Origin of the sequence: Pseudomonas sp. IzPS59, assembly GCF_014863505.1 — a bacterium.
GTDB classification, from domain to species: Bacteria; Pseudomonadota; Gammaproteobacteria; order Pseudomonadales; family Pseudomonadaceae; genus Aquipseudomonas; species Aquipseudomonas kribbensis.
This window is the reverse complement of record NZ_CP062251.1, coordinates 2,645,998-2,663,574: the sequence shown is the minus strand read 5'-3', so window position 1 is coordinate 2,663,574 and position 17,577 is coordinate 2,645,998. Positions and strand designations below refer to the sequence as shown.

At 59.6% G+C, this 17,577-nt stretch carries 19 protein-coding genes and 1 pseudogene; 9 read left to right on the top strand and 11 right to left on the bottom strand.

Translation table 11 applies throughout. The annotated features are described in order from the left end of the window. Positions 1–73: 73 nt before the first annotated feature. The 3 genes from IF189_RS11855 (at position 74) to IF189_RS11845 (ending at position 1,678) form a co-directional block, all read left to right on the top strand. Positions 74–619 carry a GNAT family N-acetyltransferase gene (locus IF189_RS11855; protein ID WP_192553369.1) on the top strand — a complete coding sequence of 182 codons (546 nt, stop codon included), beginning with the start codon at positions 74–76 and terminating at the stop codon, positions 617–619. Positions 620–698: 79 nt separating this feature from the next. After that, positions 699–1,223, top strand: a complete 525-nt coding sequence (locus tag IF189_RS11850) for a hypothetical protein (RefSeq protein ID WP_192553368.1) — start codon at positions 699–701, stop codon at positions 1,221–1,223. A 137-nt stretch (positions 1,224–1,360) separates the two neighbouring features. Continuing rightward, positions 1,361–1,678, top strand: a complete 318-nt coding sequence (locus IF189_RS11845; RefSeq protein WP_225739961.1) for a hypothetical protein — start codon at positions 1,361–1,363, stop codon at positions 1,676–1,678. A 37-nt stretch (positions 1,679–1,715) separates the two neighbouring features. Here IF189_RS11845 and IF189_RS11840 read toward each other — a convergent pair whose 3' ends face one another. Then, entirely contained in the window at positions 1,716–2,606 is an 891-nt protein-coding gene (locus IF189_RS11840) for a LysR family transcriptional regulator (RefSeq protein ID WP_134827164.1), read from the bottom strand. 168 nt (positions 2,607–2,774) lie between these two features. Between IF189_RS11840 and IF189_RS11835 the strand changes: the two genes are divergently transcribed. After that, complete coding sequence (locus IF189_RS11835; protein ID WP_192553367.1) at positions 2,775–3,764, top strand: zinc-dependent alcohol dehydrogenase family protein; 990 nt, start codon at positions 2,775–2,777, stop codon at positions 3,762–3,764. 41 nt (positions 3,765–3,805) lie between these two features. Next, positions 3,806–4,270, top strand: a complete 465-nt coding sequence (locus IF189_RS11830) for a thiol-disulfide oxidoreductase DCC family protein (protein ID WP_192553366.1) — start codon at positions 3,806–3,808, stop codon at positions 4,268–4,270. Here the strand turns inward: IF189_RS11830 and IF189_RS11825 are convergent. Beyond that, positions 4,253–4,744 (bottom strand): DUF2269 family protein, encoded by a 492-nt coding sequence (locus IF189_RS11825; RefSeq protein WP_192553365.1) that lies wholly within the window; start codon positions 4,742–4,744, stop codon positions 4,253–4,255. The genes IF189_RS11830 and IF189_RS11825 overlap by 18 nt on opposite strands. Before the next feature lie 2 nt (positions 4,745–4,746). Further along, a complete protein-coding gene (locus IF189_RS11820; RefSeq protein ID WP_192553364.1) occupies positions 4,747–5,874 on the bottom strand; it encodes a saccharopine dehydrogenase NADP-binding domain-containing protein in 1,128 nt (375 codons plus the stop codon). A 162-nt stretch (positions 5,875–6,036) separates the two neighbouring features. Between IF189_RS11820 and IF189_RS11815 the strand changes: the two genes are divergently transcribed. Both IF189_RS11815 and IF189_RS11810 read left to right on the top strand, forming a co-directional pair. Beyond that, complete coding sequence (locus IF189_RS11815) at positions 6,037–6,600, top strand: AAA family ATPase (protein WP_192553363.1); 564 nt, start codon at positions 6,037–6,039, stop codon at positions 6,598–6,600. A 59-nt stretch (positions 6,601–6,659) separates the two neighbouring features. Further along, positions 6,660–7,568, top strand: coding sequence for an alpha/beta fold hydrolase (locus IF189_RS11810; protein ID WP_192553362.1), 909 nt, complete (start codon positions 6,660–6,662; stop codon positions 7,566–7,568). 72 nt (positions 7,569–7,640) lie between these two features. On the opposite strand, the gene IF189_RS11805 is transcribed toward IF189_RS11810, so the two are convergent. The 6 genes from IF189_RS11805 to IF189_RS11780 all read right to left on the bottom strand — a co-directional run bounded on the left by IF189_RS11805 (position 7,641) and on the right by IF189_RS11780 (position 11,936). After that, the gene (locus tag IF189_RS11805; protein WP_192553361.1) at positions 7,641–8,306 is read right to left on the bottom strand and encodes a hypothetical protein; all 666 of its coding nucleotides are present in this window, start codon (positions 8,304–8,306) and stop codon (positions 7,641–7,643) included. Then, on the bottom strand, positions 8,290–9,486 hold the full coding sequence (locus IF189_RS11800; RefSeq protein WP_192553360.1) for an FAD-dependent monooxygenase: 1,197 nt from the start codon (positions 9,484–9,486) through the stop codon (positions 8,290–8,292). The genes IF189_RS11805 and IF189_RS11800 overlap by 17 nt, the downstream gene beginning before the upstream one ends. After that, entirely contained in the window at positions 9,486–10,004 is a 519-nt protein-coding gene (locus tag IF189_RS11795; RefSeq protein ID WP_192553359.1) for a MarR family winged helix-turn-helix transcriptional regulator, read from the bottom strand. Before IF189_RS11795 ends, IF189_RS11800 begins: the two co-directional genes overlap by 1 nt. A 159-nt stretch (positions 10,005–10,163) precedes the next feature. Further along, complete coding sequence (gene msrA, locus IF189_RS11790) at positions 10,164–10,670, bottom strand: peptide-methionine (S)-S-oxide reductase MsrA (RefSeq protein ID WP_134827171.1); 507 nt, start codon at positions 10,668–10,670, stop codon at positions 10,164–10,166. A gap of 121 nt (positions 10,671–10,791) precedes the next feature. Then, on the bottom strand, positions 10,792–11,247 hold the full coding sequence (locus tag IF189_RS11785) for a VOC family protein (protein ID WP_192553358.1): 456 nt from the start codon (positions 11,245–11,247) through the stop codon (positions 10,792–10,794). A gap of 128 nt (positions 11,248–11,375) precedes the next feature. After that, positions 11,376–11,936, bottom strand: a complete 561-nt coding sequence (locus IF189_RS11780; RefSeq protein WP_134827173.1) for a fasciclin domain-containing protein — start codon at positions 11,934–11,936, stop codon at positions 11,376–11,378. Between the two features lie 139 nt (positions 11,937–12,075). On the opposite strand from IF189_RS11780, the pseudogene IF189_RS29130 reads away from it, so the two are divergent. Next, positions 12,076–12,162, top strand: a pseudogene (locus tag IF189_RS29130) (VOC family protein); the annotation flags it as partial. Between the two features lie 75 nt (positions 12,163–12,237). Here IF189_RS29130 and IF189_RS11775 read toward each other — a convergent pair. Continuing rightward, positions 12,238–14,436 (bottom strand): OsmC domain/YcaO domain-containing protein, encoded by a 2,199-nt coding sequence (locus IF189_RS11775; RefSeq protein ID WP_192553357.1) that lies wholly within the window; start codon positions 14,434–14,436, stop codon positions 12,238–12,240. Positions 14,437–14,540: 104 nt separating this feature from the next. Then, complete coding sequence (locus tag IF189_RS11770) at positions 14,541–15,452, bottom strand: LysR family transcriptional regulator (protein ID WP_192553356.1); 912 nt, start codon at positions 15,450–15,452, stop codon at positions 14,541–14,543. A gap of 104 nt (positions 15,453–15,556) precedes the next feature. On the opposite strand from IF189_RS11770, the gene IF189_RS11765 reads away from it, so the two are divergent. Next, positions 15,557–17,524, top strand: coding sequence for an alkyl/aryl-sulfatase (locus IF189_RS11765; protein WP_134827176.1), 1,968 nt, complete (start codon positions 15,557–15,559; stop codon positions 17,522–17,524). Positions 17,525–17,577 lie beyond the last annotated feature (53 nt).

Here is a 17,577-nt window from a genome sequence, read left to right as displayed (position 1 = left end):
GATCTTTTCTTGAGGATCCGTGACTCTAGACTGGTTCCCTTCCCACGATTCAACTGGAAAGGAACCCATTCAAGTGCGCGACTTCGACTGCCAACCCGTTTTATGCGGGAGCACGCTGAGGCTCAGGCCTCTGACCGAAAACGATTTTGAAGGCCTGTTTCTGGCGGCCTCGGACCCGCAAATCTGGGCAGGCCACCCCGCCAGCGACCGCCATGAGCGGCCGGTATTCGAAACGTACTTCGCCGCGCGGCTGGCCACCAGCAAAACCCTGGTCGTCATTGATATCGATACGGGGCTGATCTTGGGCATGTCGAGTTACTACACACCACCCGACCTGCCGGACAGTATCGCCATCGGGTATACCTTCCTGGTCCGAGCGAAATGGGGTGGCGAGACCAATCGCGAACTGAAGCAACTGATGCTGGAACACGCCTTCAAGGCGTACGACACGGTCTATCTCCATATCGCCCCGTCGAACATCCGCTCGCAGAAAGCCGCCATGAAGATCGGTGCAGTGCACTTGTATGATGCCGAGCTGACGCTGTCCACGACACCGGCCTGGTGCAAGTGTTACGGGTTGACCAGGGAGCAATGGGTTGCGTCGCAACAACACGCCTGAAGTTGGGGATGGATCTGCATCGTACCCATCATTTGCCTGTTAAACACTCTGACCCTACGCCTGAACATTTGAGAACCGCATGACAGTTTCTGCATCCGATGTGCCCTTGAGCGAACAAGTCGCCTACCTGAAGCTCGCGTTGGAACTCCGTACACTTGACGTCCCGGACATCGTGCAGTGGGCGGATGCGCAGATCCGGGACCAGACGAACCCTGCCTATGAGCTGATAGAGCTCGCACTGATGGGCGAATCAAATCGTTTCGACACCGCGAATCAATTATTACGAATCGCACGTCCCGCCAGGACCACCGCAGAGCTACTGCCTTACATTCTGGCCGACGCGCACAAAATGCTTCTCGACAATCCTGGCTTCGCCAGAGCGCTGGCTGAAGGGATGTATCAAGTCTGGGCGAGGGACAATGACAGTTTTACGGAGGCTCTTGCCCTGTGCGGCTACTTCGATGATGCCTACGATCTGGCCCAAGCCGGGATAAATGCAACCGTCGACCAGATCGATCAGGAACTGCTGGCGTTCACCGGAGGTTTTCTGAACTGGGACTGGATGACAAGGTGCGGTGCGGCAGACAAATCAAATCCGGATTGACCAGTGTCCCGACACGTTCAAACCCGCCAATTCAGGAAATCGCAGTCATCAAATCACGTTATGCAAAAGGCCAGGGCCAGGCACCCTTTCATCTCGCACTCATCCATTCGACAGCGGACGAGTCGGGCTATCTGCAAATGACGGATAACGCAGGCGCAGAGCATCGAGTTCCCTTCAATTCCCACGCCGAGCGACTGTGCCTGCTCACCCGTCTGATAGGCGAACGCGTGCCCATGGCCGTCGGTGGCATGTGCCCGGGCCCGGCCGATGAGATCGCGCTGTTGATTGCAAGCAAGGCGCTCAGCGGCCCTTACATCGAACTCTCGTGGACCGCGCCACAGCAGTGGATCGTGCGCGAAATCGCAGGTGACACCGTGGAATGGGAAGCTGAACCCGACGTGGCAACGATCGCCAATACTTCGTTCGATCCGGGTTTGCTGACAGGCTCGGAATGAATTGAACGATGGAAGCTGATCACGCTTCGCTGCCCTTTCACGCACCCGCCCCAAACACAGCCCTCGCAAAATCCACGAAGCTTCGCAGCTTGGGCGTCAACCGAGGGTCCGGTGCGTACAGAAGATTCATCGGGGAGACCGGGACGCTGTAACCCGGCAGCAGTCCGACCAGCGTTCCACTTCTCAGCGCATCCTTGACCAGCTCCAACGGCAACAGCACCACACCCAGCCCGGCCACCGCTGCCGACAGCAACGGGTCGGCCTGATTGATCGTCAATCTGCTTTTAATCGGCACGTCGATGCAACCGTCCGGCCCTTCGAGGCGAATGTGGGAACGACCGTCGGAATAGGCGAACGCCAGGCATTCATGTTCCTGCAAATCCAGCGGAGTCGTAATCGGTGGACGCCTGGCCAGATAGGCAGGCGCTGCACACAAAACCATTTGATAGGGTTTGAGCGGTAATGCCTTAAGACCGCTGTCAGACAGTTCACCGATTCGAAACACCACGTCATACCCGCCCTCCAGCAGGTCAACGAGTTCATTGGACAAGGTCAGATCCACCGACACCTGCGGATACCTGACCATGTACTCCAGCAGTCGAGGCGCCAGCGTGCTGACGCCAAAGGTGACCGGTGCGTTGATTCTGAGTCGGCCACTGGGCACGCCTCGGGTCATCGCGGCCATTTCTTCGGCGGCGTCCATGTCGGCCAGGATCAGCTTCGCCCGTTGATAGAACGTGCGGCCGAAGTCGGTCAGGCTCTGTTTGCGGGTCGTGCGATTGAGCAGCGAGACACCCAGATGCTGCTCGAGCATCTTGACCTGTTTGCCGACCAGTTGCGGGGACAGATTAAGCTCATCGGCCACCGCGCTGAAGGAGCCAAGTTCCACCGCTTTGACGAAGACGGCCATCAATGTGAGGCGATCCATTGGAAACCCTGCGTTTCTAGTGTTGCGCTATCGTAGGTCTTTATCCGACCGGGGCCAAAGCCTAAATTGGCGGCCATGGAAACGACGCGCACAACGGCAACAGGCGCGTTTTTTTTACTCGAACTAAGGCCGGCCACACCGGCCTCATTGATCACAGAAGAGGTAACCATGGCACGCATTGTCAGGATTCATGAATACGGCGACGCAAGCGTTTTGAAACTGGAATCGGTCGATGTACCGGCGCCGGCATCCGGCGAGGTGCAAATCGAGGTCAAGGCCTTCGGACTGAATCGGGCCGAGGTCATGTTCCGCAATCACGCCTATCTGCAGGAAGCGCAATTTCCCAGCCGCCTCGGTTATGAAGCGGCCGGGGTGGTGGCTGCCGTCGGTGCCGGCGTCAGCGAGTTCAAGGTCGGCGATGCGGTCAGCCTGATTCCGCCGCTGGACATCGCCAAATGGGGCACCTACGGCGAACTGGCCAACGTACCCGCCGAGCTGACGGTAAAACACCCGTCGAACCTGTCCTTCGAACAGGCCGCCGCTTCCTGGATGCAATACGTCACCGCGTGGGGCGCGCTCGTCGAACAGGCCAAACTGACGAAGAATGATTTTGTGCTGGTCACTGCCGCCTCCAGCAGCGTCGGCCTGGCGGCCTTCCAGATTGCCCGAATGGTCGGCGCGACTTCGATTGCCGTGACCCGCACCCGCACCAAGAAGCAAGCCTTGCTGGATGCCGGCGCCGCGCACGTCATCGTCAGCGATGAAGAGGATATCGTCGCCGCCGTCATGGCCCTGACCGATGGCCGGGGCGCACGCGTGGTGTTCGATCCGATCGGCGGCCCCGGGTTCGAACAGCTCACCCAGAGCATGGCCAGAGGCGGCATTCTGCTTGAGTACGGTGCCTTGAGCCCAGAGCCTACGCCGTTCCCGCTGTTCACCGTGCTGGGCAAATGCCTGACCCTCAAGGGCTACCTCTACGCGGAGGTCGTCGCGGATCCAGCGGCTCTGGCCCGAGCCAAGACCTTCATTTCCGACGGTCTCGCATCGGGAGCGTTGCAACCGATCATCGCGAAGACGTTCGCCCTCGAGGACATTCAAGAGGCGCATCGCTTTCTTGAAGCCAACCAGCAGGTCGGAAAGATTGTCGTGACTGTTTAAGGATATGATCCGGGAAACCAGGCCTCTATGGACCGATGTCTATGCCCGTTTCCCGGATTCGCCCGTCACCGGCTCCCCTGCTGAAACCCGGCGAGACGGTGGTGTTGTTCGATGGCGTCTGCAAGTTGTGCAATGGCTGGGCGAAATTCCTGATTCGCCATGACCGCCATCAGCGAGTCCGGCTGGCAGCGGTGCAGTCTCCCGAAGGGCAGGCGCTGCTCGCCTGGGCAGATTTACCCCTCGATCAGTTCGACACCATGGCGGTCATCCGCGACCGACACTATTGGGAGCGCTCCGACGCCTTTTTCGAAGTAGTTGCCCAACTGCCCGCCCGCTGGCGTCCATTGCAATGCTTGCGTATTTTTCCGCGCGGGCTTCGGAACTGGGCCTACGATCGTATTGCACGGAATCGTTATCGGCTGTTTGGACAATATGACACCTGTCTTCTGCCTGACCCCGATCATGAACAACGCTTTCTGAAGGCTTCGCTACAGCAAGAGGCCTAGCACCTGCACGGGCGTCATCTTCGTCACCATCATCAAGACGATCACGAACATCCCCAGAAAACCGGCCACCCCCATCCAGAACCATTTCTGGTACACCGACCGGAACTCGTCCGCGAGCCCTCCTCCGGTCTCGTTCGCACTCGAAGCCATCACGTACAGGCGCTTCTGAAGCACCAGCACCGGCAGCCAGAGCGATCCCACACAAAGAAAGATGATCAACGACGTCAGCACCCATTCCGTGGTCAACGGCAGGCCGGCCAGCTTGATCAGCCCATAGCCCGATGCGATCTGAATGAAGCCTGCCGGGGTAGTGATCCAGGCGTCGAAGCGCACGACCATTTTCGCCACGAGAGCGATCACCTGAGGGTTGGCGGTGCGGCTGGCGGCGATCAGGTAAAGGTAAGACCCCATGCCGAACCCGAACAGGAAAACCGCGGCGATCACATGAATGTACTTGAGATACAGGTAAAGCATGGTCAGCGCTGCCCGTCAGAGAAACGCACGGACAGGCTCAGATTTTCAGGGTCGTTGATCGCGGCCATGTATTCGTCGACGGTGATTTCGCCCACGCAAGGCCGGGCGCCGGGTTCAGGCACATAGCCTTGGGCCATTTTGGTGGCCAGGGCAACAGCGGCGCAGCTCGGGATTTCCGGGCCCTTGTCGTTCCACGCCGTCAGCTGAGCGGTCATGGACAGCGGTTGTCCTTCAACCCCGAGACCTTGCACGTCGATGTACATCGCGCTTTTGCCGTCGCCGAGTCGCTCGAACCAGGTGCCAAGGCGATGCAGTCGCGCAGCCCAGGGCGCATGATCCCGAATCAGCCCGATCTTCTGGGCCTGGGCGAACAAGGCATTTGCGACACCACCAAGTTTCAAACCTGCACCCGCCTTGAAGCTCAAGGTCCGGGCACCGTAACGACCGGCGAAAATGTCCATGTCCGGCACGTCGACGTTGGCCAGCAAGCGGGTGCCCAGGTGCGGCATCTTGCGCAGCGTCAAATCCTGCCAGCCCGGCACCTCGTGAACCCGGCCATCCTTGAGCTGCTTGATCGGCTTGCCCGCGTAGGCAAGCACACCTTCGACAGTAGACAGCCCCGGCATCTTCGCGGAAGAGGAAATGCCATGCTCGATCGAGTCGATACGCTGGAAGCGATACCGCTGCTGATCGATGATGGCCGAAGACAGGGTCGGCACTGAACTGCAACCACTGAGAATCGCCACGCCCGCCGCTTTCGCGCGCGCATCGAGTACAGCAATACCGTTGACGAAGGTTCGGCAGTCGGACAGATCGCAATAGCTCACACCGGCCTCGATGCAGCTTTCGGCAACAGCATAGGACTGCCCCTGAAACGGGCCTCCGGTGTGGATGACCAGCTCAATGCCCATCGAGTCCAATGCAGACTGAAACCCTGGCCCCATGGCATCGCCGCACCAACTGACGCAGGTTTTTCCTGAAGCGGCTTGCAACGCCTCGACCTTGCGCAGCAACTTGTGCGGATCACGACCCGAGATCGCCAGATCAACATCGGGCATCGACGCCAGATGCCGGCAGACGATGCTGCCGAAGTTTCCATACCCACCGACCACCAACACCTTGAACGCCATGCAACGCTTCCCTAACGATTCGATCGTCCAGCCGACTTCCCGAGACAGATTCGCGGGAGCTTCCCTGATATCGACGGGTCAGGCAAGAAATACGACTGAATCCGCTTTGATTGAACACCCGGAGCCTGCACAATTGCCGGCTTTTTTCGACAGGACGTCCCCATGCAACGGATTGTGATTCTGGGCAACGCCGGCAGCGGCAAATCCACCCTCGCCCGCGCCCTAGGCCGGCGCCTGAACCTTCCCGTGGTTCACCTGGACACCTTGTTCTGGGAACCAGGCTGGGTCGAGCCCGACGCGGAGCAGTTCCGCACACGGGTCCGCGAAGCAATCAAAGCAGATTCATGGGTGTGTGAAGGCAACTATGCCCGGCGAACCTTCGACCTGCGCCTGCCCCGTGCCGACCTGATTATCTGGCTCGATACGCCGCGACTCACCTGCTTCGCCCGCGTAATTCGGCGCAGCATCATGAACCGCCCTCGCCCGGATCTCGCGACAGGCTGCAGAGAGAAAATCGACAGAAAATTCCTGACGTTTCTGAAGTTCGTATGGACCTTTGACCGGGATTACCGCCCGGGTATCGATAACGTACGTCAATCAATCGAGCCAGACATCCCGGTAGTGCATCTGCGTGGCAAACGGCAGGTTTCGACCTTTCTCGACAGGCTTTGCACCACACCTCAAGTCAGCCAGAGGCAAACTCCCGTGCAAAACACTCAACGCTAAAAGGCGGGGTTCTAAAAGCGGTCTACGCTCCATCCACTACCTCCTCTGGAGTCTCCGTAATGATCCGAGCCTTGCTGACCGCTTCCTTGCTGGTGGCCCTGAGTGCTCCGGCACATGCTGACGTAAAACCGTTCCCCGCGTCCTTCCGCACCCAAGACATTCCCGTGGACGGCGCGGAGATCCACACGCGTATCGGCGGCAAGGGCCCGGCCGTGGTGCTGTTGCATGGTTTTGGTGATACCGGGGACATGTGGGTGCCACTCGCCACCGATCTGGCGAAGGATCACACCGTGGTGATTCCTGATCTGCGCGGCATGGGGCTGTCGTCGATTCCCGACAGTGGCTATGACAAGAAGACCCAGGCGGGAGACGTCCGCGCCGTACTCGCCTCGCTGGGCATCGAACATTCGGTCGTCATCGGTCACGACATCGGCACCATGGTCGCGTTCGCGTATGCCTCGCGGTATCCGCAACAGACCGACCGCTTGGTGGTGATGGATGCGCCTGTTCCGGGCATTGCGCCGTGGAATGACATCGTGCGTTCGCCGATGCTCTGGCACTTCGATTTTGGAGGCCCGGACATGGAGCGACTGGTCGCCGGCCGTGAGCGCATCTACCTGGACCGGTTCTGGAACGAGTTCGCCGGCAATCCGAAAAAAGTCGACGAAGCCACCCGCCAGCACTACGCAAAACTCTACGCCCGCCCCGGTGCGATGCACGCGGCCTTCGCCCAGTTCCGCGCCATTCGCCAGGACGCGGTGGACAACGAAGCGTCGTCAAAGAACAGGCTGACGATGCCGGTCCTGGCCGTCGGTGGCGAGAAATCCTTCGGCAACAACGAAGCCATCGTGATGCGCAACGCCGCCGACAACGTCACCGAAGTGGTGATCGCCGGCGCGGGCCATTGGCTGATGGAAGAAGCGCCGGTGGAAACCACTCAGGCGATTCGTAGCTTTATGACCCGCTGACGTTGGAGATAGAAGCTGCCTCTCGAAATAAATCTGTCCCCATTGAATCTCAAGCGTAGAGCGTCAGGACACCTATCCATTCAGCCTCTTGTTATTGATCTTGTCCAGCGCTTCAAGGATGGCTGGTTCACGCTCCTTCAACAGAGCCTGGAAGGTATTTTCGACGGTGTCTTCAGCGTCGAAAATCTTGTCCAGAAAGGCGCGGCCCTCAGGCGTGTTATTCAAAATATCTTTGCTCTGCGCGGGGTTATCGTGGGCACGAATCGCCGCATTGAGTTCATCCGGCTGCAATTGAGCCGCCAGGGTATCGATCCGCAGGTTTCTGATCTCGTCGAAGGGAACCTTGTCTTCCACAACCTCGCGGATTTCTTCGTCCATCACCGCCATGTAACGTGGCGAGTAATCTCGCATTGTGGTTTCCACCACCTCATCGTAATGCTCCTTGAAGGCGCCACTGATATCGACCAGTTCCCTGGCCTTGTCCTTGCTTCCTCCACAGGCGGTCAGTGACGTTGCAAGCAACAAAACCAACGCAGCCGTTCTCATACCCATGAGCCTTTGTCCTTGTTCAATTTGTGGAAGCCGATTGTCTGGTGCAGGTTCGTCAGGCTGCTTTCCATGGCAAACCTGCAGAACTGCAGGCGGCGCAATTCTAAACAAAATGGGGACAGATTTATTTTTTGATAATAAATCTGTCCCCATTGAATCAGTCCCCATTGAATCACTGCCGATCGCCATACTCCGGCAATTCGATAGCTTCTGCCTTCGGCGAAAGGATCTTCCGGAACAGGCGCTTGAGCCCCGGCGCACTCGCCAGTCTCAACACCGCGTGGCCAAGGGTGATGCCAAGGCGCGAATGCGGCGAGGCCAGTCTGGGGGCGAAGCCGGGCACGCTTTGCGCTTGGGCGACGAAGGGCCGCATCCGTTTTTCATACGCCGCGAACGCCTGGGTATGGTCGGCATGACGCCCCAGTTCACCGGCCAGCACATAGGCGCCGCACAGGCCCAGGCTGGTGCCCATGCCGCTGATGGGCGATGCGCAGTAAGCCGCGTCCCCGACCAGCGCGATGCGCCCCTTGGACCAACGAGGCATTTTGACCTGCCCCACCGCGTCCAGATAAAGGTCGGTGGCATCTTCCAGTGCTGCCAGCACGCGGGGTGTCTCCCAACCGGCGTCGGCGAATATTTGCCTGAGCAAGGATTTCTGTTCGTCCTGCGCGAGTTTTTCGTATCCACACGGCGCCTGCTGAAAAGACAGAAACGCGCGGGTGGTGCCCAGATTGTCCGGCCGCAAGCAGACACAGCGACCACCCGGAAGGTTGTGCCAGCGCATGACCTGGCCATCGTTCGGCTGTCGAGGCACGGTGAAGTAAGCCGTATACAGATTGAGAGGACGACGCTGGACCTCGTTGCCGAACACCCGGTTGCGGGTCGTCGAACCAATCCCTTCCGCCACGATCACCAGATCGTAAACCTGCTCGCTACCCTGTTCGAAGCGAACGTGAACCTGCTCGCCATCGTCCTCCATGGCTTCAACACTATCGCCGAATCGGTACAGGACACGGTCCTGGCTGTGCTGGATGAGCAGTTTGGCGAGCTCACCCCGCAGGATCTCCAGTTCGGCAATCGGCCCCTCACCGTCGAACGCATCGACGCCCAGAAACGCCTTGGTCCGGTTGTTCCGGTCAACGAAGGCGATGCCCTGTTCCTGGGTCGTGTGCGCCCGAATCAAATCTTCCAGGCCCATGCGCCGGACGACCTCACGCCCGGCGCCCCGCACGTCAATCGTCTGTCCGCCATCACGAAACGCAGGCGCCCTCTCCACCACCGTGACGTCCATACCCTGCCGGGACAGCCAATAGGCCAACGCAGGTCCGGCAATGCTTGCGCCGGTCACCAGTACTTTTTTGGGATTCATCACGCGTCCCGGTTTTCAGAGGTGGCCACAGCGCTGCCCGGCAACGTGGTGCGATAGACCTCGATCACTTGCCCCAGGAAGGCTTCAACCACGGCGCGATCCTCGCCATCGAGGGCTCCGAGCACGGCGCTCAGGCCATTGAGCATCGGCGCGATATGCCGATAGGCCTGCGCCACCGATTCCGGAACCGGACACACCAGCACCCGGCGCTTGTCATTGAGCTGCCGCTCGCGGACCACATGCCCGGCGCGTTCCAGTCGATCGATGACCTGCGTGATGCCTGCTGTGGTTACGGAAAGGCGCACAGCAAGCTCGGTCGGCGGCAGAGGTCCATCCGCGATCAGATGCTCCAGCGCCGCGACATCGGTCTGATTGATGCCCAGAACCGCGCCCAAATCACTGGCGGCCTTGCGCGTGAGGATGGCGATCTGTTGCAACTGCTGGCCGACGACATCACTGGCGATCTGCAGGTTGCGGGGATCTTCGGACGGATCGGACGGTGATGAAGGCGATGTCATGTGTAGGGTCAGTCCCGGCGGGTTGTGGTGAGGACGCGAAACTAACATATAGCTAATTTGCTTAGCTACCTTTCTGGACTGAAGGCAAAAAAAGGGGGAACCGGTCCGTTTTTCAGAGAACAGACCGGCTCCCCTCTTTCACACTGGCGCTACGGAACCTCAGGCGCGCTTCGGAAGCTTCCAGTTCGGGCGAATGAAGTGGCAGGTGTAGCCATTCGGAATACGCTCCAGGTAATCCTGGTGCTCCGGCTCCGCTTCCCAGAACGGCCCGGCCGGTTCGATTTCGGTCACCACTCGACCAGGCCACAGGCGTGAAGCGTCGACATCGGCAGCGGTGTCTTCGGCGACGTCGCGTTGCTGTTCGCTGAGGTAATAGATCGCCGAGCGATAGCTGGGACCAAGATCATTGCCCTGACGGTTGGGCGTGGTCGGGTCGTGTATCTGAAAGAAGAACTCGAGGATCTGCCGATAGCTGATAACAGCGGGGTCGAACACGATCTCGATGGCCTCGGCGTGGTTGCCATGATTACGGTAGGTCGCATTCGGCACATCGCCGCCGGTGTAACCGACGCGCGTCTTGAGGACACCGGGGTAGCGCCGCAGCAGGTCCTGCATACCCCAGAAGCAGCCGCCGGCGAGGATGGCAGTTTCGGTTTGGCTGGTCATGGTCTGTCCTTCCCTTCGGGGATGTTGGAGGTAACCCTTGTTATGAGGGCACACTGGCCAATTCCAAGACCTCAAATGGGGACAGATTTATTCTAAAAATAAATCTGTCCCCATTAAAGAATCAGGCAAACGCAGACGCGATGAACGCCTCAAGCGTCTGCTCTTCCAGAATCTCGATAGAAAAATGCCCGAAGCGCTTGGGCAGCCAGATGATGCGCCCTCCAGAAGGTGACTGCAGGTTGGCGCGTTCCAGTGGCTGGCCGTTTTCGTCTTCTGGCTGCACGCCGGCGATCACCAGTTCGTCGTAGGCTTTCTCGATGTCCGGTGTCGAATAGCAGTGACGGTAGATCATCCCCTCCCCCGAGGAATCCAGCAGTTCCTTGAGATTGCCCGCCAATGGCTGGACCAGCATGAAACGCTCCTGGCCGATCAGCGCAACCGCGTAGCGAACGTGCAGGCCACCCCGCTCCCAGACGAGGGTTCTGGAGATTCTGGCTTGCAGGATCTGCGCATAGTAGGCGCAGGCTTCCTCGAGGTTGTTGACCAGAACATCGACGTGACTGAACTTCAGATCCATTGCAGCGCTCCTTCTAACAGGCCTCCATCTTAAAAACAAAAAAGCACCCGAAGGTGCTTTTCTGTTGGCGAAAATGTGAAAATGGGGACAGATTTATTTAAAAAATAAATCTGTCCCCATTAAAAAGACTACTTCGGCATCAGCACCGTATCCACTACATGAATCACACCGTTGGACTGCATCACGTCCGCAATGGTGATCGCAGCCTTTCCGCCTTTGGCGTCCACCACCCACAATTTGCCGTCGTGCAGCAGGACGGTCAGGGATTCGCCTTGAACGGTTTTGAGCATGACTTTGCCGCCGTGCATTTTGGCGTCATCCATCAGCTGTTTTGCCGTGTGAGTGCCAGCTACGACGTGATAGGTGAGGATCGTCGTCAGGTCGGCCTTGTGCTCCGGTTTGACGAGCGTATCGACGGTGCCGGCGGGCAATTTGGCGAAGGCCTCATTGGTCGGCGCGAAGACTGTGAACGGCCCCTTGCTGTTGAGGGTATCGACCAGCCCCGCCGCCTTGACCGCTGCAACGAGGGTGGTGTGGTCCTTCGAGTTGACGGCGTTTTCGACGATGGTCTTGTTCGGGTACATGGCCGCACCGCCGACCATCACGGTATCGGCGGCAAAACTCGATCCCGTACCAAGACAGAGCAATGTGAAGCAGGCGATGGCGATGCGTTTGATGAGCGAGTGCATGGTGTGTCTCCTGAATTCTTCGACCCTTCGAATGAGGGTGATGAATTTACGGAGCAGTCGCGCAAATGGATGCATCACGGTGCAAGTATTTTCAAAAGGGGACAGATTTATTTAAAAAATAAATCTGTCCCCATTAAAAAATCCCGGTGGCCGCCGCTTCCACTTCATTGATCCGGATGGTTATGAACTGGCCGTCTGGACGAACCAGGAACCCACTCGCGCGTAACAGAGCCAGCGACCGCCCCACCACCCGACAACAAAAAAGCACCCGAAGGTGCTTTTTTTGTCGCTGCTGTCAGCGTTACGAAGTCTTCACGCTGGCCCGGGCCGCGTGCAGCTTCTTGTAGCTGTCGATCAGTCGCAGATGGCGATCGAGGCCTTCGAGCTTCATGCTGGTCGGCGTCAAGCCATAGAAGCGTACGCTGCCGTCCACCGAGCCGATCGCCGCGTCCATCCGTTCGTTGCCGAACATGCGGCGGAAGTTGGCTTCGTAGTCGGCCAGCTCCAGGTCTTCGTCCAGCTGCATCTCCAGCACCCCGTTGACGGCCTGATAGAACAGACCGCGCTCGACGGTGTTGTCGTTGTACTGGAGGAACATTTCCACTGCTTCTTTCGCTTCTTCGATTTGTCCCAGGGCGAGCCAGATCAGCAGTTTCAGTTCCAGGATCGTCAGTTGACCCCACACGGTGTTGTCATCGAACTCGATGCCGATCAGCGTGGTGATGTCGGTGTAGTCGTCCAGTTCGCTTTCGACCAGACGCTCGACCAGCGACTGGAGTTCGTCTTCGTTCAAGCGATGCAGGTTGAGGATGTCTTCGCGGAAGAACAGCGCCTTGTTGGTGTTGTCCCAGATAAGGTCGTCCACCGGGTAGATTTCCGAGTAGTCCGGCACCAGGATGCGGCAAGCGGTGGCGCCGATGTGCTCGTAGACCGCCATGTACGCTTCCTTGCCCATGCCCTTGAGGATGCCGAACAGGGTTTCGGCCTCTTCGACGTTGGAATTTTCACCCTGGCCGGTGAAGTCCCACTCCACAAATTCGTATTCCGCCTGGGCGCTGAAGAAGCGCCACGACACCACGCCGCTGGAGTCGATGAAGTGCTCGACGAAGTTGTTCGGTTCGGTGACCGCCTGAGCTTCGAAGGTCGGCTGCGGCAGATCGTTCAGGCCTTCGAAGCTGCGGCCCTGCAGCAGTTCGGTCAGGCTGCGCTCCAGCGCCACTTCGAAGCTCGGGTGTGCGCCAAACGAGGCGAACACACCGCCGGTCCGCGGGTTCATCAGCGTGACGCACATCACCGGGAATTCACCGCCCAGCGACGCATCCTTCACCAGCACCGGGAAGCCCTGGGCTTCCAGGCCTTGAATGCCGGCCATGATCGCCGGGTATTTGGCCAGCACTTCCTGCGGCACGTCCGGCAAAGCAAATTCGCCTTCGATGATTTCGCGTTTCACCGCACGCTCGAAGATTTCCGACAGGCACTGCACCTGGGCTTCGGCCAGGGTGTTGCCGGCGCTCATGCCGTTGCTCAGGTACAGGTTTTCGATCAGGTTCGACGGGAAGTACACAACCTCGCCGTCCGACTGACGCACGAACGGCAGCGATACGATGCCGCGCTCTTCGTTGCCGGAGTTGGTGTCGATCAGGTGCGAACCGCGCAGCTCGCCGTCGCGGTTGTAGATCTTCAGGCAGTACGGATCAAGGATCTCGTTCGGCAGCTCGTCATTGCTGCCCGGCTTGAACCAGCGCTCGTCCGGGTAGTGCACGAACGGCGCATCGGCCAGGTCCAGGCCCCAGAACTGATCGTTGTAGAAGAAGTTGCAGTTCAGGCGCTCGATGAACTCGCCCAGCGCCGACGCCAGCGCGCCTTCCTTGGTCGAGCCCTTGCCGTTGGTGAAGCACATCGGCGAGTGCGCATCGCGAATGTGCAGCGACCACACGTTCGGCACGATGTTGCGCCACGAAGCGATTTCGATCTTCATGCCGAGGTCGGCGAGGATGCCCGACATGTTGGCGATGGTCTGCTCCAGCGGCAGGTCCTTACCCGGAATGTAGGTGCTGGCGCTGGAGTTCGCGCCCGGCATCAACAGTGCCTGGGCGTCGGCGTCGAGGTTTTCCACCTCTTCGATCACGAACTCGGGACCGGCCTGCACCACCTTCTTCACGGTGCAGCGGTCGATGGAGCGCAGGATGCCCTGGCGGTCCTTGTCGGAGATGTCTGCCGGCAGCTCGACCTGAATCTTGAAGATCTGGTTGTAGCGGTTCTCCGGGTCAACGATGTTGTTCTGCGACAGGCGGATGTTATCGGTCGGGATATTGCGGGTTTCGCAATACAGCTTCACGAAGTACGCCGCACACAGCGCCGACGAAGCCAGGAAGTAGTCGAACGGACCCGGTGCCGAACCATCGCCCTTGTAGCGGATCGGTTGGTCGGCCACCACCGTGAAGTCGTCGAACTTGGCTTCAAGTCGAAGGTTGTCGAGAAAGTTGACCTTGATTTCCATGGGGGACTACCAGAATAGCGAGCTGAACAGAATGGCCGCCATTATCCGGTTTTTGAGCGGGAAGTCTTGTGCTTTGGCGTTTTGGCCGCCGACCGGGGCGCCGCTCAGGTCGAGACGTTGCGCTGCGCCATCTCGTCGACGATGGCGTCGATCACGCAGCGAGCGGTCGGTGACAGGCTTCTGTTGGGCAGGCTGACGACACCGATTTCGGAATGCAATCCGGGCCGGTCCACGACCTGCAATTCGATCAGGTTGCCGCTGCGCAGGTCTTCCGCCACGGCGCCGTGGATCACGCCGAGGATGGTATCGGTCGAACAGGCCACCGTCCTCAGCAACGCCACATCGTCGCACTCCAGCGCGAGCGGCAAGGTCTGGCGAGCGGAAATGCCCAAGGTATGCGCAGTCTCTTCCTTCACCACGGCCGGCAGGCGCGTCGTGGCGATGCCGTACTTTTCCAGGTCTCTCATCGTCACCGCGCGTCCGGCCAACGGGTGTTGTGGCCGGACGAAGAACCCCGCCGAGGCCTGACCCAGCGAGCGGATCAGCAGATCGGTGTCGGCCGAGAAATTGCGAATGTCCGCGACAAAGAACTCGATCGCTTCATCCCGCAAACGGGCTTCAAGAATCTGCCAGTTGTTGATCTCTACCCGCAGGGTGACTTGCGGATATTCCCGGCGCAACCGAGGCACCACCTGATGCATCAACATCGCCGCCGGAAACGGCCCGACGCCGAACGCGAGGCTGCCGAGCCGGCCATCGCCGTAAAGCGCCAGATCCCGCTCCAGCGAGCGTGCGTCGAACAGCAGACGCCGCGCCCGCTCGATCAGAAACTCCCCCGCCGGCGTCGGGCGCACATCGCCGCTGTCCCGGTCGAACAGGCGCTGACCGGTTTCGCTTTCAAGCGCCTGGATGCTGCGGCTCAGGGCCGGCTGGCTGAGGTGCACGCGCTCGGCAGCGCGGCCGAAATGGCGTTCATCGGCAAGGGCCAGCAGGTGTGTCAGTCGTTTAAGATCCATTTGGCCGATGCTAGCCGCGCATTACCTGGATGTAAACAATGCATTGGATACATCGCGCCCGCGTCCCTACTCTCTGATGAATCGATCCTCGGAGAACAACAAGAATGAGACCGACCTTTCACACACTGATCGCCCTGACACTGGTTTCCCTCGCCGGCTGTGACAAACCGCCCAGCGTTGCCAGCGGCGAAGCGACGTCCGCCACTGCGGCGGTGATAGAAGCCTCAATCAAGGGCCTGGACCTCAACGACACTCGGGACATGGAGGACGCCCAGCGCGGTCTCATCGCCCGGCCGACCGGCCAGATCCTCGGCTCCGACGGTTCTGTGCTGATCGATTTCGATGCGTTCAGATTCGTCGAAGGCAAGGCCCCCGCTACCGTCAATCCGAGCCTGTGGCGCCATGCGATGCTCAACGCCCAGATCGGTTTGTTCAAAGTCACCGACGGCATTTACCAGTTGCGCGGCTTCGACATCGCCAACATGACGCTGATCGAAGGCCAGGCCGGGTGGATTGTGGTCGACCCGTTGACCTCAAAGGAAACCGCCGCCGCTGCCCTGGCCTTTGCTCGCGAGCAACTGGGCGACAAACCCGTGACCGCCATCATTTTCACCCATGACCACGCCGACCACTTCGGCGGCGTACTGGGCATTACCTCGGTCGCGGAAGTGGCCGAGCGCAAGATTCCCGTGGTGGCTCCTGTCGGTTTCATGGAGGAAGCCACCAGCGAAAACGTCTTGGCCGGGCCGGCGATGTCGCGCCGTTCGATGTATCAGTTCGGCAAGAACCTGGCGCCGGGCGCAACCGGCATGGTGGATACCGGGCTGGGCAAAAACGTCGCCTACGGCAGCATCGGCATTCTGCCGCCGACGCAGATCATCGATCAGCCGACGCAGAAACTGGTAATCGACGGCGTGACCTTCGTGTTCCACAACATTCCCGGCGCTGAGGCCCCGGCCGAGCTGACTTTCTCCATCCCCGAACGCAAGGCCTACGGCGGTGCCGAGCTGCTGGCGCAGACCATGCACAATCTGTTGCCGATCCGTGGCGCCAAGGTCCGCGACGCGTTGCTCTGGTCCGACTACGCCCAGGCCGCACTCGATGAACTGGGCGACACCGAAGTCTATTTCGGCCAGCACAACTGGCCGGTCTGGGGCAACGACCGCATCCGCGAATTCATCACCAAGCACCGCGACGTCTACAAGTACATGCACGACCAGACCGTGCGCCTGATGAATGCCGGCTACACGCCCGACGAGATCGCCGAGAAGATCCAGTTGCCCGACTCGCTGGCCTCGTATTTCGGCACCCGCGGCTATTACGGCGACGTGCGACACAACGTCAAGGCGATCTACCAGATGTACCTCGGCGCCTACGATGGCAACCCGGCACATCTGAATCCGCTGCCTCCCAGAGAGTCCGCCAGACGCTACGTCGAGTTGATGGGCGGCAGCGCCAAAGTGCTCGAAGCCGCACGCGTGGCCTATGACAAAGGTGAATACCGCTGGGTCGCCGAGTTGCTGGATCAAGCCGTCCTCGACCAGCCCAATGACAAGGCCACCAAGGAACTGCTGGCCCGAGCCTATGAACAGCTGGGCTATCAGTCGGAATCGGCGACCTGGCGCAACAGCTACCTGACCGCCGCCCAGGAACTGCGCAACGGCCCGCCGGAAAAAGGCGTGCGCCGCTCGGACCTGATCGAGCTGATGAAGCAGACACCCACCGAACGCTTCCTCGAAGCCATGGCCGCGAGCCTCGACGGACCGGCGGCGGACGGCAAGAACTGGACTTTCAACCTGCAACTGACCGATACGAAGGAATCGTTCGTACTGTGGATCGAGAACGCCGTGCTGCACTATCGCCGGGGCGCACCGGCCAGCAATGCCAACGCCACGTTGAGCGTCACCAAGGATCTTTTCGTGCAACTGCTGGGCGGCACGGCGGGGTTCAAGGACGCGCTCACATCCAAAGACTTGAAAGTCGATGGCAGCACGGTGGATCTGGTGAGATTCCTTGGGTTGCTTGAGAAAGCCCCGGGCAACTTTGCAATCGTCGCTCAGGCGCGCGATTGATTCGTGCAGGGTCGTTCGGATGTAATGCCTGAAGAGGTCAAACCCTGAGCAAG

Bases quoted from the DNA above. Each gene is read 5' to 3' on its own strand.
- IF189_RS11850 (WP_192553368.1), top strand. From the start codon at position 699: ATGACAGTTTCTGCATCCGATGTGCCCTTGAGCGAACAAGTCGCCTAC.
- IF189_RS11845 (WP_225739961.1), top strand. From the start codon at position 1,361: ATGACGGATAACGCAGGCGCAGAGCATCGAGTTCCCTTCAATTCCCAC.
- IF189_RS11840 (WP_134827164.1), bottom strand. From the start codon at position 2,606: ATGGATCGCCTCACATTGATGGCCGTCTTCGTCAAAGCGGTGGAACTT.
- IF189_RS11835 (WP_192553367.1), top strand. From the start codon at position 2,775: ATGGCACGCATTGTCAGGATTCATGAATACGGCGACGCAAGCGTTTTG.
- IF189_RS11830 (WP_192553366.1), top strand. From the start codon at position 3,806: ATGCCCGTTTCCCGGATTCGCCCGTCACCGGCTCCCCTGCTGAAACCC.
- IF189_RS11825 (WP_192553365.1), bottom strand. From the start codon at position 4,744: ATGCTTTACCTGTATCTCAAGTACATTCATGTGATCGCCGCGGTTTTC.
- IF189_RS11820 (WP_192553364.1), bottom strand. From the start codon at position 5,874: ATGGCGTTCAAGGTGTTGGTGGTCGGTGGGTATGGAAACTTCGGCAGC.
- IF189_RS11815 (WP_192553363.1), top strand. From the start codon at position 6,037: ATGCAACGGATTGTGATTCTGGGCAACGCCGGCAGCGGCAAATCCACC.
- IF189_RS11810 (WP_192553362.1), top strand. From the start codon at position 6,660: ATGATCCGAGCCTTGCTGACCGCTTCCTTGCTGGTGGCCCTGAGTGCT.
- IF189_RS11805 (WP_192553361.1), bottom strand. From the start codon at position 8,306: ATGGCGATCGGCAGTGATTCAATGGGGACTGATTCAATGGGGACAGAT.
- IF189_RS11800 (WP_192553360.1), bottom strand. From the start codon at position 9,486: ATGAATCCCAAAAAAGTACTGGTGACCGGCGCAAGCATTGCCGGACCT.
- IF189_RS11795 (WP_192553359.1), bottom strand. From the start codon at position 10,004: ATGACATCGCCTTCATCACCGTCCGATCCGTCCGAAGATCCCCGCAAC.
- msrA (WP_134827171.1), bottom strand. From the start codon at position 10,670: ATGACCAGCCAAACCGAAACTGCCATCCTCGCCGGCGGCTGCTTCTGG.
- IF189_RS11785 (WP_192553358.1), bottom strand. From the start codon at position 11,247: ATGGATCTGAAGTTCAGTCACGTCGATGTTCTGGTCAACAACCTCGAG.
- IF189_RS11780 (WP_134827173.1), bottom strand. From the start codon at position 11,936: ATGCACTCGCTCATCAAACGCATCGCCATCGCCTGCTTCACATTGCTC.
- IF189_RS11775 (WP_192553357.1), bottom strand. From the start codon at position 14,436: ATGGAAATCAAGGTCAACTTTCTCGACAACCTTCGACTTGAAGCCAAG.
- IF189_RS11770 (WP_192553356.1), bottom strand. From the start codon at position 15,452: ATGGATCTTAAACGACTGACACACCTGCTGGCCCTTGCCGATGAACGC.
- IF189_RS11765 (WP_134827176.1), top strand. From the start codon at position 15,557: ATGAGACCGACCTTTCACACACTGATCGCCCTGACACTGGTTTCCCTC.